The organism is Janthinobacterium rivuli, from assembly GCF_009208735.1.
Lineage (GTDB): Bacteria > Pseudomonadota > Gammaproteobacteria > Burkholderiales > Burkholderiaceae_D > Janthinobacterium.
This window is the reverse complement of the sequence record NZ_WFLJ01000001.1, coordinates 421,362-437,090: the sequence shown is the minus strand read 5'-3', so window position 1 is coordinate 437,090 and position 15,729 is coordinate 421,362. Positions and strand designations below refer to the sequence as shown.

Genomic DNA, 15,729 nt, shown 5'->3' with positions numbered 1-15,729 from the left:
GCGTCAGCCCCATCCCCCAAATCCCGCCCTGAAGGGCTTGGCCTCGAGCCGGAGTATGCTTTACGATGACAACTGAACTGAGTGTTCCTGCAACAACTATTCCCCTCACTTCGCTGCCGGAACACTGGCTGGCGGAAGTGGAGAGCAACCTTTCTCCAGGGGAGAACGTTTTAAGTAGCGTTGAGGTTGACCTCGATGCGCGATTACGTTTCACAAAAGGCATAATAGTTGTCACCGAGAAGCGTTTGCTGGCCCGTTCACCGGGCGATACCACCTGGAAAAGCTGGTCTTTCCGCCCTGGATTGCGCCTGACGCACCATGACCACGCCGGTGTCGGCCACCTGGAACTGTTCGACGACCACGGCCGCCTGGCCTCGTGGCGCTTCACCCTGGGGCAGAACCTGCACGCCATCCGCGTGCTGGAACAGTTCGTCGAGCGCCTCGACAGCCACCTGACGGGCCAGCCCGTGCTGGAAGCGGAGCAGGAAGTGTGTCCAAGCTGCAAGGCACCACTGGAGCCGGAGCAGGAAGAGTGCCCGATCTGCGCCAAGGTGCTGCACACGCCGCCGTCGACCTGGACCCTGTTCCGCCTGTGGCGCTTCGCCCATCCCTACCGTGGCCAGCTGGCCCTGGGCTTCATGCTGATGCTGCTGAGCACGGCCGCGCACATGATTCCGCCCTACCTGACGGCGCCGCTGATGGACAATGTGCTGATTCCATATCAGAACGGCAAGCATATCGACCCGTGGCTGGTGGTGTACTACATGAGCGGCCTGCTCGGCTCGGCACTGCTGGCCTGGTTGCTGGGCTGGGGCAAGACCTATGTGCTGGCCCTCGTGTCCGAACGCATGGGCGCCGATTTGCGCTCGGCCACGTATGAACATCTGATGAAGCTGTCGCTGGAATTTTTCGGCGGCAAGCGCACGGGCGATTTGATGGCGCGCATCGGCAGCGGCAGCGACCGCATCTGCGTCTTCCTGTCGCTGCATTTGCTCGATTTCGCTTCCGACGTGCTGATGATCATCATGACGGGCGTGATCCTGTGGTCGATGAACCCGTGGCTGGCCATCATGACCCTGGCGCCGCTGCCCTTCATCGCCTGGATGATCCATCTGGTGCGCGACCGCTTGCGCACGGGCTTTGAAAAGATCGACCGCGTATGGAGCGAAGTGACCAACGTGCTGGCCGATACGATACCCGGCATCCGCGTGGTCAAGGCGTTTGCGCAGGAAAAACGCGAAGCGGCCCGCTTCCGCGACGCCAACGCGCACAACCTGGCCGTCAACGACAAATTGAACAAGGTCTGGTCGCTGTTCTCGCCGACCGTCTCCTTCCTGACGGAGATGGGTTTATTGGTCATCTGGTGCTTCGGCATCTGGCAGCTGTCGCGCGGCGAAATCACCGTCGGCGTGCTGACCGCCTTCATCGCCTACAGCACGCGTTTCTATGGCCGCCTCGATTCCATGAGCCGCATCGTCTCCGTGACGCAGAAATCGGCGTCCGCCGCCAAGCGCATCTTCGACATCCTCGACCACGTGTCGAGCGTGCCGGAGCCGGCGCAACCGGTGAAACTGGAGAAGATCGAAGGCAGGATCGACCTGCGCGAGGTCGGTTTCCGCTACGGCAACCGCGCCGTCAACCGCGGCATCACCCTGAACATCAAGGCCGGCGAGATGATCGGCCTGGTGGGCCACAGCGGTTCGGGCAAGAGCACCCTGGTCAACCTGATCTGCCGTTTCTATGACGTGTCGGAAGGCGCGATCCTGCTCGACGGCGTCGACATCCGCTCGTTCGCCGTGTCCGACTACCGCCGCAACATCGGCCTGGTGCTGCAGGAGCCGTTCCTGTTCTTCGGCACCATCGCGGAAAATATCGCCTACGGCAAGCCGCATGCGACGCGCCAGGAGATCATCGCCGCCGCGCGCGCCGCGCATGCCCACGAATTCATCCTGCGCCTGCCGCAAGGCTATGATTCGATGGTGGGCGAGCGTGGCCAGGGCCTGTCCGGCGGCGAACGCCAGCGCATCTCGATCGCCCGCGCCCTGCTGATCGACCCGCGCATCCTGATCATGGATGAAGCGACATCGTCGGTCGACTCGGAAACGGAAAAAGAAATCCAGAAGGCGCTGGACAACCTGGTGCAGGGCCGCACGACGATCGCCATCGCGCACAGGCTGTCGACCCTGCACCGGGCCGACCGCCTGGTGGTGCTGGACCGCGGCCAGGTGGTCGAAGTGGGCAGCCACGATGAATTGATGGCGAAAGAGGGCGCCTATTTCCGCCTCTACGAAGCACAGGCGCGCAACAACGAACTCGCCCTGGATGACAAGGAATAAGCATGGCCAGTACAACTTTTACATTACACCGCGACACCTTCGGCAAGCTGGTGATGACGGACGCGGACGGCCAGGTCTTTGAGGGCGTGGCGCCCGTGCGCGCCTTCCCCATCCAGTCGCCCGACGAAGGCATTTCGCTGGTGCTGGGCAATGGCAAGGAAGTGGCGTGGATCGACCATGTCAACGCCTTGCCCGAGCCGGCGCGCAGCCTGCTGCAGGAAGAGCTGGAAGGGCGCGAATTTATGCCCGAAATCGCGCGCGTGAAAAGCGTCTCCAGCTTTGCCACGCCGTGCACATGGTACGTGGACACGGACCGGGGCGAGACGCAGTTCGTGCTGAAGGGCGAGGAAGACATCCGCCGCATCGGCGCCGCGTCGCTGCTGATCGCCGACAACCACGGCATCCACTTTTTGATCCGCGACATGTTCAATATCGACAAGACGACGCGCAAGATTTTGGATCGCTTCCTGTAAGCGATGCGACAATCAAAAACGGCGCCTTCACGGCGCCGTTTTTTTTATTGGAAGGCCACTTCCGCAAAGCTGCGCAATTTGCGGCTGTGCAGCCGGTCCACGCCCTGGCGGCGCAGCAATTCCACGGCGCGGATGCCGATGCGCAGATGCTGGTCGACCCGTTCGCGGTAGAAGTGGTTGGCCATGCCGGGCAGCTTGATTTCGCCGTGCAGCGGCTTGTCGCTCACGCACAGCAGGGTGCCGTAGGGGACGCGGAAGCGGAAGCCGTTGGCGGCGATCGTCGCGCTTTCCATGTCCAGCGCGATGGCGCGGCTCTGGCTGAAACGGCGCTCCGGCGTACGTTGCGGCAGCAGTTCCCAGTTGCGGTTGTCCGTGCTGGCCACCGTCCCCGTGCGCATGATGTGTTTCAAGTCATGCCCCGTCAGTTGGGTGATTTCCGCCACGGCCGTTTGCAGCGCCTGCTGGATTTCCGCCAGCGGCGGGATCGGCACCCACAGCGGCAAGTCTTCGTCGAGCACGTGGTCTTCGCGCACGTAGGCATGCGCCAGCACGTAGTCGCCCAGGCTTTGCGTGGTGCGCAGGCCGGCGCAGTGGCCCAGCATCAGCCAGGCGTGCGGGCGCAGCACGGCGATATGGTCGGTGATGGTCTTGGCGTTCGCCGGTCCCACGCCGATATTGACCATGGTGATGCCGCTGCCGTCCGCGCGCAGCAGGTGGTAGGCGGGCATCTGCGGCAGGCGCGGCGGCGCCGCGCCCAGCGCATCTTCGCTTTCCACCGTCTGGCCGACCCGGCGCGTGACGACGTTGCCCGGCTCGACGAAGGCGACGTAGCCGTCGTCGTCCGAGGGTGCGGCGGCGTCGGGCGCGCGGTCCATCATGGCGTGGCCCAGGCGGATGAATTCGTCGATGTAGAACTGGTAATTGGTAAACAGGACGAAGTTCTGGAAGTGCTGCGGCGAGGTGCCGCTGTAGTGGCGCAGGCGCTGCAGCGAATAATCGACGCGCGGGCCCGTGAACAGCGACAGCGGCTGCGCTTCGCCATGCGCCGGTTCGTGCGTGCCGTTGGCGATGCCGTCATCCATGGCCGACAGGTCGGGCAGGTCGAACAGGTCGCGCATGGCCAGGCGGCGGCCCGCATCCATATTGCCTTCGATATGGTCATGCTCGGCGAACGAGAAATGCACGGGGATGGGCTGGGCGCTCACGCCCACTTCCAGGTGCACCTTCTGGCCGCTGTTATGGTTTTTCAGCAGCAGCGTGAACTGGTCGAGGTAATAATCGCCGAACAGGTCGGGGCGCGTCAGGGTGGTTTCAAACACGCCGGGGCCGGCGACAAAACCATAGGCCAGCGGCGAGTCGGCGCGCGCCACGGTGTCCGTCTGGATGCGCACGAAGGGGTAGCAGGCGCGCACTCTTTCGTGCATGTCTTCGCCGGCGACAAAGCGCTGCAGCGCATCGCGCAAGTGTTCGATGCTGCTGCGGTAGATGGCTTGCACCTGTTCCAACGCCAGGCGTGGATCGTCGAAGCGGGAGGAGGCGATGAAGGGGGGCGTAAGCAAGCGGATTCTCCTTGTAGCGGTTCGTGCATACCATTGTAAGGCAGCGCGGCAACTCTTGTCGGCGCATCTGGGGCCGCTTGACGGATTCAAATAGAATCTGTATTCTATTTGAATGGTCAGACTCGCAAAATTCAACGAAAACAACTTCATCGACAGCGCGATCGCCGTCGCCGCCCAGTGCGGCGTGGGCGCCGTGTCGATGGCCGCCATCGCCGTCAAGGCCGGTGCGCCCATCGGTTCCGTGTATCACCGCTTCGATTCGCGCAACGCCATCCTGGCGCGCGCCTGGCTGCGCGTGAAGAGCGACTTCCGCGAGGAAGTGGCCAGCCGCTGGCTCGGCGGCGATACCTGGGCCGGCGTGCACGGTCTGCTGGACTGGTGCCGGCGCAAGCCCGTGTATGCGCGCTTCCTGCTGCAATGCGCGGACAGCCCCGATTTCAGCGGTGGCCTCAGCGAGGAGTTGCTGGCCGCCGTGGAAGAGGAGCAGGCGGCGCTCGACGCCTGCTTCGTGCGCTGCGCCGAAGCCATGCCCGCCACCACGGAGCTCGACCTCGATCACATGCTGCTCAAATTCGTGCTGATCGACGCGCCCGTGGCCGTCGTCAGGCCTTACCTGACCCAGGAGCGGCCGATACCGGCCAGCGTCGACGCCATGCTGCGCGCTTCGCACGACGCCGTGCGCGGCTGGGCCTCACATGCCACATCACACTAACAAAGAAAAGAATCCCCATGCGCTATTCCACCCAGCTTGAACACGGCAAGAAAATCCCCCTGCACGATGAAGAAGGCTTCATCGGCATGCGCGCGGCCGGCCGCATCGCCGCCGACACGCTCGACTACATCACGCCCTTCGTCAAACCCGGCGTCTCGACGGCCAGGCTCGACGCCCTGTGCGAGGAATTCATGCGCGCCGCCGGCGCCATTCCCGGCACCATCGACTACCACGGCTACAAGCACGCCAGCTGCATCTCCGTCAATCACGTGGTCACGCACGGCATTCCGTCCGAGACCAAGATCCTGAAAGTGGGCGACATCCTGAACATCGACGTGACGCCGAAGTTCAATGGCTGGTTCGGCGACACCAGCCGCACCTTCAAGGTGGGCGCCGTGTCCATCCTCGCCAATCGCCTCGTCAACACGGCGTATGAAGCCATGATGGCCGGCATCCACACCGTGCGTCCGGGTGCCACCCTGGGCGACGTGGGCGCCGCCATCGAAGCGGTGGCCAAGGCGCAGGGCTTTTCCTCCGTGCGCGATTTCTGCGGCCATGGCGTGGGCCAGGTCTTCCACGACACGCCGCAAGTGCTGCACTATGGCCGCGCCGGCACGGGCATCGTGCTGGAACCGGGCATGATCTTCACGATTGAACCGATGCTCAACGTGGGCAGCTACCAGGTCAAGGTCTTGCCCGACAAATGGACGACGGTGACGAAAGACCGTTCGCTGTCGGCGCAGTTCGAGCACTCGCTGGCCGTGACCGAAACGGGCTTTGAGATCTTCACCCTGACCGGCTTGACCGAGCCGCTGGTGTAAGCATGGATGACGCGCGCCGCCAGCAGCTCACCGAGATCGTCGCCGCGAAAGCGGGCGTGGACGCGGCCTGCGCGGCGCGCCACCTGGCGCTGCATGACGACCACGTGGCGGCCGCCCTGCGCGGCATCGACATCGAGCGCTACACGCTGACGCAGCGCCTGCTGAACAAGTACCGGCGCGACCCGGAAGACGCGCTGCAGCACGTGGCGCTGGCCGTCTTGCAGCACGAAGATATCCGCAGCGACAGCGTGCTGCGCGCCGCGCGCATCGCGGCCCTGGCGCCGCCCGTCGCCTGTGTGGTGACCCTGGCCGAGTGGCTGGCCTATGTGGAGTGGGAAGGCTTCGACAGCGCCCTGTATGCGAATATCGATGCGGTGGCGGCCTTCATCGCCGGTGCATTGGACCTGCCCGAGGCGGCCGCGAACCTGCGGCAAACGCGCGACGAAGCCGTGTTCGCGGCGCAGCGCCCCGCGCTGGCGCTGGCCTTGATTTCGCTCATCGAACGCCACATCGCGCTCTTTCCCCGATAGCGGCCAAGGTCTTACAATAGGGGCAAGCACTGTTGCCCCATTTTGAAGACTTCCGCATGAGCGATTTTCCCGAAGATATCTACACCGAGCCGTCCGCCGACGTGCACACCCTGAACAACCTCGGCCCCCTGACCGGCATGGCCGGCATCTGGACCGGTACGCGCGGCCTGGACGTCAAGCCGAAAGCGGACGGTCCGCGCAAGCAGGCGTTCGTCGAGCGCATCGAGCTGCAGCCGATCGACCCCGTCACCAACGGTCCGCAACTGTTCTACGGCCTGCGCTACTACATCCACATCACCAAGCCCGATCAAGTCAAGACGTATCATGAGCAGGTGGGCTACTGGCTGTGGGAGCCGGCCACGGGCGCCGTGATCCAGACCCTGGCCATCCCGCGCGGCCAGATCGCCATGGCGTCGGGCACGACGACGGCGGACGCCACCAGTTTCGAACTGGTGGCCAAGCGCGATTCGACGGCCTACGGCATCTGCTCGAACCCCTTCCTCGAACACGCGTTCACCACCGTCGAATACCGCATCAAGGTCGATATCCACGCCGACGGCACCTGGGGCTACGACGAGGACACGGTCATGCTGATCCGCGGCAAGGATGAACCGTTCCACCACACGGACCGCAACCTGCTGACGAAAATCGGCGAGCCGACGCCGAACCCCATGGCCTTGCAGGCGCTGGCGGCGGTGTAAAAATCAAAAAGCGGCGACTTTTTCCGCCGCTCTGCTGGAGCGCCTGAAAAATGCTCAGGGCTAGGCGCGTTGCCGCAGGCAGTACGAACGTACGGCCAGGCAACGCAACAACGCCATGGGCTTTTTCTCAGGTGCTCCTTAAGGCTGTCCCTGCGCAACGGCCTTGATCGCGCGCTCTTCTCCCATGGCGGCGGCGATCTTCCAGCGCTGCATGGCGCTGGCGCGGTCGGGGCGTTTCAAGCCCGCGCCTTCCCAGTCCATCAGTCCCAGGTTGTAGATGTCGCCCGCGCTGCCCTTGTCGGCGGCCAGGGTGAACCATTTGCGCGCTTCCTTGTGGTTGACGGGAATCTGGTAGCCGCGCACGTTATACAGCCCCAATAGGTGCATGGCTTGTGCATTGCCCTTGTTGGCGGCCTGTTTCAGCAGGTCGAGCCCGCGCGCCATGTTGCGCGGCTCCTGCCAGCCTTCGGCCTGCATCACGCCTTTCGCCGTCAGCGCATAGCTGTCGTTCTTCACCAGGCCCTTGCCGATCAGGGGCTTGGCGGCCACCTGGCGCGCCGCGCGCTGCTGCGCCGTCGGCGCCGTGACGGGGCCGGGTTGGCCTTCGCCCATCAGCAGCATCCAGCCATACAGACCATACGCGCCCGCGTCGCCCTTGCCGACCAGGCTTTCCAGCATGGCCAGCGCCTGCGTCTTGTCGCCATTTTCGTACAGCTTGACGGCCTTGGCGCTGCTCGCGTCCTGCGGCACGGCGGCCGGCGCATGCGGCGCGACGGGCGCCGACGCCATGGCCGCCTGCTGCGGCGGCGCGGCGGGGCGCACGCGCACGGGCAAGCCATAGCTGGCGGCCAGCACGGCCAGGCTGGCGGGCGCGAGGATCAGCACGTGCGCCAGCTGGTTGCGGCGGCCCTTGCCGGCGATGCCCATGGCCCGTTCGGCCTGCCGCTCGCCGCCCAGCGCTTCGCTGAGCACGGCTTTGACCTTGCGGTTGAACAGCCAGTAGCCGGCGCCCGTGACGAGCAGGCCGGCGACGGCGGCGGCGCCGCGGCCGGCGAAGAACCAGGTGGTGATGGCGGCGGCCAGGGCGGCCAGCGCGCTTTTCCACCAGAATTGCTTGGCCAGCCGCGTGTAGACCTGGCGCAAGGCACCGAGCACGCAGGTGCGCACGTTCTGCGCGTACTCGGCGGAGACGACATCGACGTGCGCGTGGTCCGCGTCGCCGCCGAGGACGGACTCGATCACGTCCGCATTCAATTCCGAGGCGGCCACGTCGCGCAGCGGCGTGAGCAAACCCTGCACGTGGGCCGAGAACAGGCCGTCGTCGGCGCTGCCGGCCAGCGCGTCGCTGAGGGCCTTGAGGTCGCCGCGCAGCAGCTTTTCCACGATGTCGTCGAGGGTCAGCCAGCGCAAGTCCGTGCCGTACGCCACCAGGTGGTGCTTTTCCGCGTTGCACGATGCGTCCAGGCGCACGATGCGCAGCTTGCCGCCATACAGGGCGTCGACTTCCTGCGGCTGGTCTTCATTGTAAATGCTCACTTTCGCCAGGGCCAGGCTGCTGGCAATGGCCGCCAGTGAGTGCACGCTCTCCTTGTCGCGGATGCGGCGCGCGTCGTCGGGCGCCTGCTTGGGCAGGCTGACGCTGTAGCCGGGCGCCACGTGCACGTCGACCCAGGCCGCCTTGCCCACCTTGCCGGAACCGTCGCACGGGTTGCAGCGCAAGTCGCCCACGCCGCTGCAGGTCCGGCAGGTGATGCTGCCGCTGGCGCGGCAGGTGCCGCAATTGACGTTGCCGGCACCGTGGCAAGTGCTGCAGCTGACCTTGCCGAAGCTGCAATGGTGGCAGGAGCGGTATTCGGTGCGGTACTGGGGCCGCGTTTCGCTGTGGTAGCTGGTGTGCGAACTGCCGTTGCTGTAGGTGGTAGTGGGCACTTGCACCGTGATGTAGTCGGTGACTTGCTCGGTGACCGTGCCGCTGCCGCTGCAATACGAGCACGACACCTTGCCGCTGCCGTAGCAGCCATAGGCGTCGCAGCTGACGGTGCGCCCGCCGTGGCAGTTCCAGCAGGTTTCCGTCGTCGCGCCGTGGCAGGTGTGGCAGCCGATGCGGCCCTTGCCATGGCAGTTGTTGCAGGTGTCCAGGTGCCAGTGCTTGACGGCATGCGGCAGGTAGAGGCCCGCCTCGACGCCATTGTAGGCCTGGCCCGCCTGGCGCAAGGCATTGTCGAGCTTGGCCGCCGCGCGGCGCAGGCGTTCCTTCTCCTGCGCGTGAGCGAGCGCTCCCACCTCATGCGAGCCGCAATGGCAGTCATTGCCCGACGGCGCGAAATAGCCGTTGATGACGCGTTGCTCGAAGCGTGCTTCCAGTGCGTAGTTGGCCTGCAGGGAAAAATCCTGCAGCACGTCTTCCTCGGCCAGCGGCGTGATGTCGTGCGGCTCGAAACGCGTCTTGTCCTGCACCAGGGTGCGCAGCTTGCCCAGCACGGTGGGTATGTCTTCCTTGTCCAGGCGGATGGACGCGGGCGCCGTCACGGTCGTCTCTGTCACCTGCGGCACATCCTCGCTGCCTGGGGTTTCACGGGCCGTTTCGGTGCTGGGGTTCATGCGCGTCCTTTTGCTCTCTGGAAAGATGTTTGAATTTTAGCATCCCCATATGACAAGGCGGCTACCCCCTGGTTCCCTTTTTCAGCGCAGGCCGCGGCGGAACTGGTCGGGCGTGCCGCCGCTTTGCCGGCGAAACATGGCGATGAAGGCGGAGGCCGTGCTATAGCCCAGTTCCAGCGCGATCGCCTGCACGGTTGCTCCCTGTTCCAGCAGGGGCAGCGCGGCCAGGAAACGCTGGCGCTGCCGCCATTCGCCGAACGGCATGCCCAGTTCGCGCTGGCAGCGGCGCGCCAGGGTGCGCTCGGTCACGTGCAATTGCGCGGCCCATTCGGCCAGTGAGCGGTTACTGCCCGGCTCCGCCTGCAGGGCGGCCAGCAGCGCCGCGATGACGGGCTCGTCGCTGCCGGGCAAATAGTTGCGGCTGCACGGCGCCAGCTGCAATTGATCGACCAGCACCTGCGCCAGGCGCTGGTCGGCCACGGTGGAGGGCGTGGTGACGCCCCGGCCGGCGAAGTCGCCGAGGATGGCTTTGAGCAGGGGACTCAGCACCAGCGCGCAGGGCCGGGCCGGCAGCCGGTCGCACAGGCTGGCGTCGATATACGCGGAGTGAAACACGACGTCCTGGCGGATATAGCCGTCGTGCAAGGTTTCGGGCGGTATCCACACGGCATACTGGGGCGGCGACAGGTAGCGCTGGCCCGCCACCATGATTTCCATCACGCCCGTGGAGCAATACGTGAGCTGGCCCCATGGATGGCTCTGGTATTCGAATTGCTGGTGCGCGTGGTAATCGTCGAGGCGAAAGTACACGGGGTAGGGCAGGGCGTCGGAAACGGCGGGGAAATGCTGGTTGCTGGCCATGGTGTCTTTGTCCGGTTCTTCGCATCGTTTGTCCGGTATGCATTATATCCATGGAATCGGACCGTGCGAAAATGGTGGTATCGAATAATGGAGTACGCCGCATGCAAGTTAAGCACTATCTGTTACCCGTGATCGCCGTGCTGATCTGGGCCATCAATACCATCGTCAGCAAGCTGGCCGTGGGCGTGATCGATCCGGCCGCCATCTCGTTTTACCGCTGGCTGCTGGCCGGCGTGCTGCTGGCGCTCGTGTTTGGGCGCGGCGTGTGGAAGCAGCGGGCCGTGGTGCAGCCGTATCTGGGCAAACTGTTTGTGCTGGGCATGTTGGGCATGGTCATGTACCAGTGCCTGGCCTACATCGCCGCGCAGACGACGACGACCACCAACATGGGCATCCTCGCTTCGCTGATGCCGCTGCTGGCCGTCGGCCTGTCCGTCTTGCTGCTAGGCGAAACGCCCACCGTGGGCGGCGTGTTCGGCGGCCTCGTGTCCTTGCTGGGACTCGGCTATCTGCTCAGCCATGGCGACCCGGCCGCGCTGATCGCCCATGGCGCGGCCGTGGGCGACGCCCTGATGCTGCTGGCGTGTCTGTCGTATGCGGGCTACGGCGTGCTGCTCAAGCGCTGGAAGATTCCCCTGAATAACTGGCACTCGCTGCTGATCCAGGTGTGGTGCGCCGTGCCCGTGCTGTTCGTGTATTACCTGAGCCAGTCCGCACCGCCCGTCACCGGCGCCGGCTTGCCGCTGGTGCTGTTCGCCGGCATCCCCGCATCCATCATCGCGCCGTTCCTGTGGATGCACGGCCTGGCCAAGCTGGGGCCGAGCCGTGCGACGACATTGATGAATCTGTTGCCCGTGTTTACGGTGATCATCGCCATGTTGTTCCTGGGGGAAACCTTGCACAGCTACGACGTGATAGGCGGCGGCGTGACCCTGCTGGGCGTGGTGATGGTGCAATACCTGAAACGCCCATTGAGGCGCGCACAAGCGTAGTATTTTTGCTATGCTGATGCTTTGCACAAGGAGCCATCATGCCTGACATCGATACCCTGTTAAGCGAACTCGAAGCATTTGGCAGCAGCAACGATGCGGCGCACGCGGAGCGCGCCAGCCGCATGCTCAACATCACGCGCGACACGGGCGAGCTGCTGGCCGTGCTCGTGCACGCGCGCGGTGCGCGGCGGGTGCTGGAAATCGGCACCTCGAACGGCTATTCGACCCTGTGGCTGGCGCGCGCGGCGCAGGCGCTGGGCGGCAGCGTGGTGACGGTGGAAAAGGCGCAGGACAAGTTCGACATGGCGCATGCCAACTTTGTGCGCGCGCAACTGCAGGGCGTGATCGGGCAGTTGCTGGCGGATGCGGGCGACGTGCTGCGCGATGCGGCCGACGGCGCCTACGATTTCATCTTTCTCGATTCCGCGCGCCAGCAATACGAAGCGTGGTGGCCGCAGCTGGACCGGGCGCTGGCGGCCGGCGGCGTGCTGGTGGTCGACAACGCCAGCTCGCACTACGCGGACATGGCGGGGTTTATTGACGCCATCCGCGCCGACAGCCGCTACACGACGTGCCTGGCGACGGTCGGCAAGGGCGAATTCATCGCCGTTAAGGCGGGCAACTAATTACTTGCTTCCCCGGCAACGATAGTTGCTTCCAGCACGCGCACCAGCGATTCGACGCCCTGCGCGTCGACGTCGTCGAAACGGCCGATCAAGGGGCTGTCGAGGTCGAACACGCCGATGATCTGGCCGTGCGCCACCACGGGTACCACCAGTTCCGAGCGCGAATTGACGTCGCAGGCGATGTGGCCGGGAAACGCATGCACGTCCTGCACGACGATGGACTTGCCTTCGACCACGGTGGTGCCGCACACGCCGCGTCCTTTCTTGATGCGGATGCAGGCGGGCTTGCCCTGGAACGGCCCCAGTACCAGTTCCTCGCCTTTCAGGAAATAAAAGCCGGCCCAGTTCAGGCCCGGCATGGTGTGGAAGACGAGCGAACTGAAGTTGGCCGTATTGGCGATGAAATCGGTCTCGCCCGACAGCAAGCCTTGCAGCTGCGAACGCAAATCCGCATACATGGCGTGCTTGGCTGCGGGGGTATCGGTGCCGTAGGCGGCGTCGCTGAGGGTAAACGTCATGGTCGTGGTGGCGCGTAAATTAGGGAAGGCGCCATGGTAGCGCGTCTGGCGCATCCGCGTGCGCGCCTCACTGTGCCAGATGTTCCTGCGCCAGCTGGCGCAGCAGGGGCAGGCTCGCATGGCCGTGCTCTGGCCGCCAGGCCAGGCCGATGCCGGCCGCCAATTCCTCTCCTTCCAGCAATGGCCGGTAGGCCACGCCAGCGAGGCGCAAGGCGCGGAACGAGTCGGCCAGCAGCGCCATGCCCTTGCCGGCCGCCACGTCGGCGAGCAGCACATGGTGGTCGGGCGCTTCGCGCAGGAACATCGGCGCGAAGCCATGCCGGCGAAACACCTGCTGGCAATGGTCGAAGAAGGCGGGCTGGCGCGCCCGTTCAAACCAGTAAATCGGTTCTGCCGCGATGTCAAACAGGCTGAGCTTGCGCTTCTTCGCCAGCCGGTGTCCGGCGGGCAGGGCCAGCATCATGGGCTGGCGCGCCAGCGGCTGCACGGCCAGTTCGAAGGTGGCGCTGGGCAGGGCCAGCAGGGCCGCGTCGAGCTGGCCCTTGCGCACGCTGGCCACCAGGCGCGGCGAGGGGGCCGCCGTCAGTTCCAGGCGGACATTGCCCAGTTGCCCTTCCAGCGCCGCCAGCAGTGGACGGAACAGGCCGGCCGCCACGGAACTCGTCAGGCCCAGGCGCAGGCGCGCGGGCGCGGCATCGCGCCGCAGCGACGTTTGCGCAACGTCCAGCAAATCGAGGATGTGCAGCGCCTGCGGCAGCAGGGTGCGGCCCGCCTGCGTCAAGGCCACGCCCTGCGTGTCGCGCTCGAACAAGCGCGCGCCCAGCCGCTCTTCCAGCGCCTTGATGGCGCGCGACAAGGGTGGCTGGGTCATGTGCAATTGCTCGGCCGCCTGGCGGAAGTTCAGGCAACGGGCGACGGCGCAAAACAGGGTCAGCGCATGGGTATCGAGGGCTCTCATACCAGAAAGGTATCACGAAATCGCGCATTCCCCCGCCGGCCGGCGCGGCCTAGACTGGCTGCATCGAGTCACCACCTGAGGAGAGCAGCATGCAACAACGACGCATCGGCAATAGCGGTTTGAACAGTTCGGCACTGGGCCTGGGCTGCATGGGCATGTCGGAATTCTATGGCGCCACCGACGAGGCGCAATCGCTGGCCACCCTGGAAGCGGCCCTGGCGGCGGGCGTGACCCTGTTCGACACGGCCGACGCCTACGGTTTCGGTCACAACGAACAATTGCTGGGCCGCTTTTTAAAAGGTCATCGCGGCCAGGCCCTGGTCGCCACCAAGTGCGGCCTGGCGCGCGAGGCGGGCAGCTATGCGCGTCGCGTCGACAATGCACCCGCCTACATCCGCCAGGCGTGCGAAGCGTCGCTGGCGCGCCTGGGCGTGGACGCCATCGACCTGTTTTACCTGCACCGCCTGAACCTGGACACGCCGCTGGAGGAATCGATGGGGGCGCTGGCGCAACTGCTGCAAGCAGGAAAAATTCGCGCCGTCGGCCTGTGCGAAGTGAGCGCGGCCACCTTGCGGCGCGCGGCGGCGCTCTGCCCCGTGGCCGCCGTGCAGAGCGAGTATTCGCTGTGGACGCGCGAACCGGAGCAGGGCGTGCTGGCCGCCTGCCGCGACGTGGGCGCCAGTTTCTTTGCCTACAGTCCGCTGGGCAGCGGTTTCCTGACGGGCGCCATCGCCGACGCGGCCAGTCTCGACGCGGGCGATTTCCGCCAGTTCAATCCCCGCTTCGCCGCCGGCAACCTGGCGCGCAACCAGGCCATCGTGGCGCTGGTCAAGGACCTCGCGCGCGAAAAAGGCTGCACGCCGGCCCAGCTGGCGCTGGCCTGGCTGCTGGCGCAAGGCGACGACATCATTCCCATCCCCGGCACCAAGCGCATCGCCTACCTGCACGACAACCTCGGCGCGCTGGCCGTGCGGCTGGACGGTGCCGAACTGGCGGCGATGAGCGCCGCCTTTCCCTTGGGCATGGCGGCGGGCGCGCGTTATACGGACGAGGGCATGAAGGGCGTGGATGCGTGAAAAAAGGCGCGCGAGCGTACGCCAGCGTACCTAAGGCTTACTTTCCCTGGGGGATAATCGCCGGCGATCTGCTAGCATTTGGCAGTGACTGCGCGGTGCAATGTGCACCGTGTTCAACGGCCTGGTATCCGAAGAGGTGGATGTTGTTAGATGACGATATTTTCGATATAGAACTGAAGTTATTGCTTGAGGGAATACTGCTGCGGTATCAGCACGATTTCCGCGATTATTCGGTGGCGTCGCTGCGCCGGCGCATGCGCCAGGCCATGGAGCGCTTCGGCTGCGCCAGCCTGTCGCAGTTGCAGGACCGCATCTTGCACGAGCCGGCCATGTTCGCGCAGATGCTGCAGTTCTTCACGGTGCAAGTGAGCGAGATGTTCCGCGATCCCGCGTATTTCCGCGCCTTGCGTGAAAAGGTCGTGCCCATTCTGCACACCTATCCTTCCATCAAGATCTGGGTGGCCGGCTGCAGCAGCGGCGAAGAGGTGTGGTCGCTGGCCATCTTGCTGGAAGAAGAGGGTTTGCTCGAGCGCAGCATGATTTACGCGACCGACATCAACGTCGAAGCGCTGGCCGCCGCCGAAGCGGGCATCTATCCGATCGAGCGCATCGCCCAGTTCAGCGAGAATTACCAGCTGGCGGGCGGCAAGCGCTCCTTGTCCGACTATTACACGGCCGCCTACAAGGGCGCCATCTTTGAACGGCGCCTGCGGCGCCAGTTCGTTTTCGCCGACCACAGCCTGGCGACGGACAGCGTGTTTTCGGAGGTGCATATGGTTTCCTGCCGTAACGTCATGATTTACTTCAATAAAGACTTGCAGGACCGCAGCCTGGGCCTGTTCCACGAAGCGCTGGTGAACCGGGGCTTCCTGGGCCTGGGCATGAAGGAAAGCCTGCATTTCAGCCGCCATGCGGCCAGCTTCAGCGAGCTGAGCCCGGCTGAACGCATCTTCCAGCGTGCCTGA

15 protein-coding genes are annotated in these 15,729 nt (G+C 65.0%); 10 read left to right on the top strand and 5 right to left on the bottom strand.

Translation table 11 applies throughout. The annotated features are described in order from the left end of the window. Window positions 1-65: 65 nt before the first annotated feature. Together GCN78_RS02030 and GCN78_RS02025 are read left to right on the top strand one after the other, a co-directional pair. Window positions 66-2,336 carry a cyanophycin metabolism-associated ABC transporter gene (locus GCN78_RS02030; protein ID WP_152250177.1) on the top strand — a complete coding sequence of 757 codons (2,271 nt, stop codon included), beginning with the start codon at window positions 66-68 and terminating at the stop codon, window positions 2,334-2,336. A 2-nt stretch (window positions 2,337-2,338) separates the two neighbouring features. Then, complete coding sequence (locus GCN78_RS02025) at window positions 2,339-2,809, top strand: cyanophycin metabolism-associated DUF1854 family protein (protein ID WP_152250176.1); 471 nt, start codon at window positions 2,339-2,341, stop codon at window positions 2,807-2,809. Window positions 2,810-2,853: 44 nt separating this feature from the next. On the opposite strand, the gene GCN78_RS02020 is transcribed toward GCN78_RS02025, so the two are convergent. Continuing rightward, window positions 2,854-4,368 carry an AMP nucleosidase gene (locus tag GCN78_RS02020; RefSeq protein ID WP_070221052.1) on the bottom strand — a complete coding sequence of 505 codons (1,515 nt, stop codon included), beginning with the start codon at window positions 4,366-4,368 and terminating at the stop codon, window positions 2,854-2,856. Between the two features lie 112 nt (window positions 4,369-4,480). Here GCN78_RS02020 and GCN78_RS02015 point away from each other — a divergent pair, with 112 nt between their 5' ends. From GCN78_RS02015 to GCN78_RS02000, 4 genes are read left to right on the top strand one after another with little or no spacing between them, the layout of a single operon-like run. Further along, window positions 4,481-5,080 (top strand): TetR/AcrR family transcriptional regulator, encoded by a 600-nt coding sequence (locus GCN78_RS02015; RefSeq protein ID WP_152250175.1) that lies wholly within the window; start codon window positions 4,481-4,483, stop codon window positions 5,078-5,080. A 17-nt stretch (window positions 5,081-5,097) separates the two neighbouring features. Continuing rightward, entirely contained in the window at window positions 5,098-5,901 is an 804-nt protein-coding gene (gene map / locus GCN78_RS02010; protein ID WP_152250174.1) for a type I methionyl aminopeptidase, read from the top strand. A 2-nt stretch (window positions 5,902-5,903) separates the two neighbouring features. Then, window positions 5,904-6,431, top strand: a complete 528-nt coding sequence (locus GCN78_RS02005; protein WP_152250173.1) for a hypothetical protein — start codon at window positions 5,904-5,906, stop codon at window positions 6,429-6,431. Between the two features lie 56 nt (window positions 6,432-6,487). Further along, window positions 6,488-7,132, top strand: a complete 645-nt coding sequence (locus GCN78_RS02000) for an FABP family protein (RefSeq protein ID WP_034783389.1) — start codon at window positions 6,488-6,490, stop codon at window positions 7,130-7,132. A gap of 138 nt (window positions 7,133-7,270) precedes the next feature. Here GCN78_RS02000 and GCN78_RS01995 read toward each other — a convergent pair whose 3' ends face one another. Then, complete coding sequence (locus GCN78_RS01995) at window positions 7,271-9,733, bottom strand: SEL1-like repeat protein (protein ID WP_152250172.1); 2,463 nt, start codon at window positions 9,731-9,733, stop codon at window positions 7,271-7,273. Window positions 9,734-9,814: 81 nt separating this feature from the next. After that, entirely contained in the window at window positions 9,815-10,594 is a 780-nt protein-coding gene (locus GCN78_RS01990) for an AraC family transcriptional regulator (RefSeq protein WP_152250171.1), read from the bottom strand. A 101-nt stretch (window positions 10,595-10,695) separates the two neighbouring features. Between GCN78_RS01990 and GCN78_RS01985 the strand changes: the two genes are divergently transcribed. Beyond that, the gene (locus GCN78_RS01985) at window positions 10,696-11,586 is read left to right on the top strand and encodes a DMT family transporter (RefSeq protein ID WP_152250170.1); all 891 of its coding nucleotides are present in this window, start codon (window positions 10,696-10,698) and stop codon (window positions 11,584-11,586) included. Between the two features lie 38 nt (window positions 11,587-11,624). After that, complete coding sequence (locus tag GCN78_RS01980; protein ID WP_152250169.1) at window positions 11,625-12,212, top strand: O-methyltransferase; 588 nt, start codon at window positions 11,625-11,627, stop codon at window positions 12,210-12,212. Here GCN78_RS01980 and GCN78_RS01975 read toward each other — a convergent pair. Next, window positions 12,209-12,730 (bottom strand): GAF domain-containing protein, encoded by a 522-nt coding sequence (locus GCN78_RS01975; protein WP_152250168.1) that lies wholly within the window; start codon window positions 12,728-12,730, stop codon window positions 12,209-12,211. The genes GCN78_RS01980 and GCN78_RS01975 overlap by 4 nt on opposite strands. A gap of 67 nt (window positions 12,731-12,797) precedes the next feature. Beyond that, complete coding sequence (locus tag GCN78_RS01970; RefSeq protein WP_226939409.1) at window positions 12,798-13,688, bottom strand: LysR family transcriptional regulator; 891 nt, start codon at window positions 13,686-13,688, stop codon at window positions 12,798-12,800. Window positions 13,689-13,777: 89 nt separating this feature from the next. Here GCN78_RS01970 and GCN78_RS01965 point away from each other — a divergent pair, with 89 nt between their 5' ends. Then, the gene (locus GCN78_RS01965; RefSeq protein ID WP_152250167.1) at window positions 13,778-14,764 is read left to right on the top strand and encodes an aldo/keto reductase; all 987 of its coding nucleotides are present in this window, start codon (window positions 13,778-13,780) and stop codon (window positions 14,762-14,764) included. A gap of 140 nt (window positions 14,765-14,904) precedes the next feature. Beyond that, window positions 14,905-15,729: a CheR family methyltransferase gene (locus GCN78_RS01960; RefSeq protein WP_193316575.1), complete on the top strand. Its 825-nt coding sequence runs from the start codon at window positions 14,905-14,907 to the stop codon at window positions 15,727-15,729.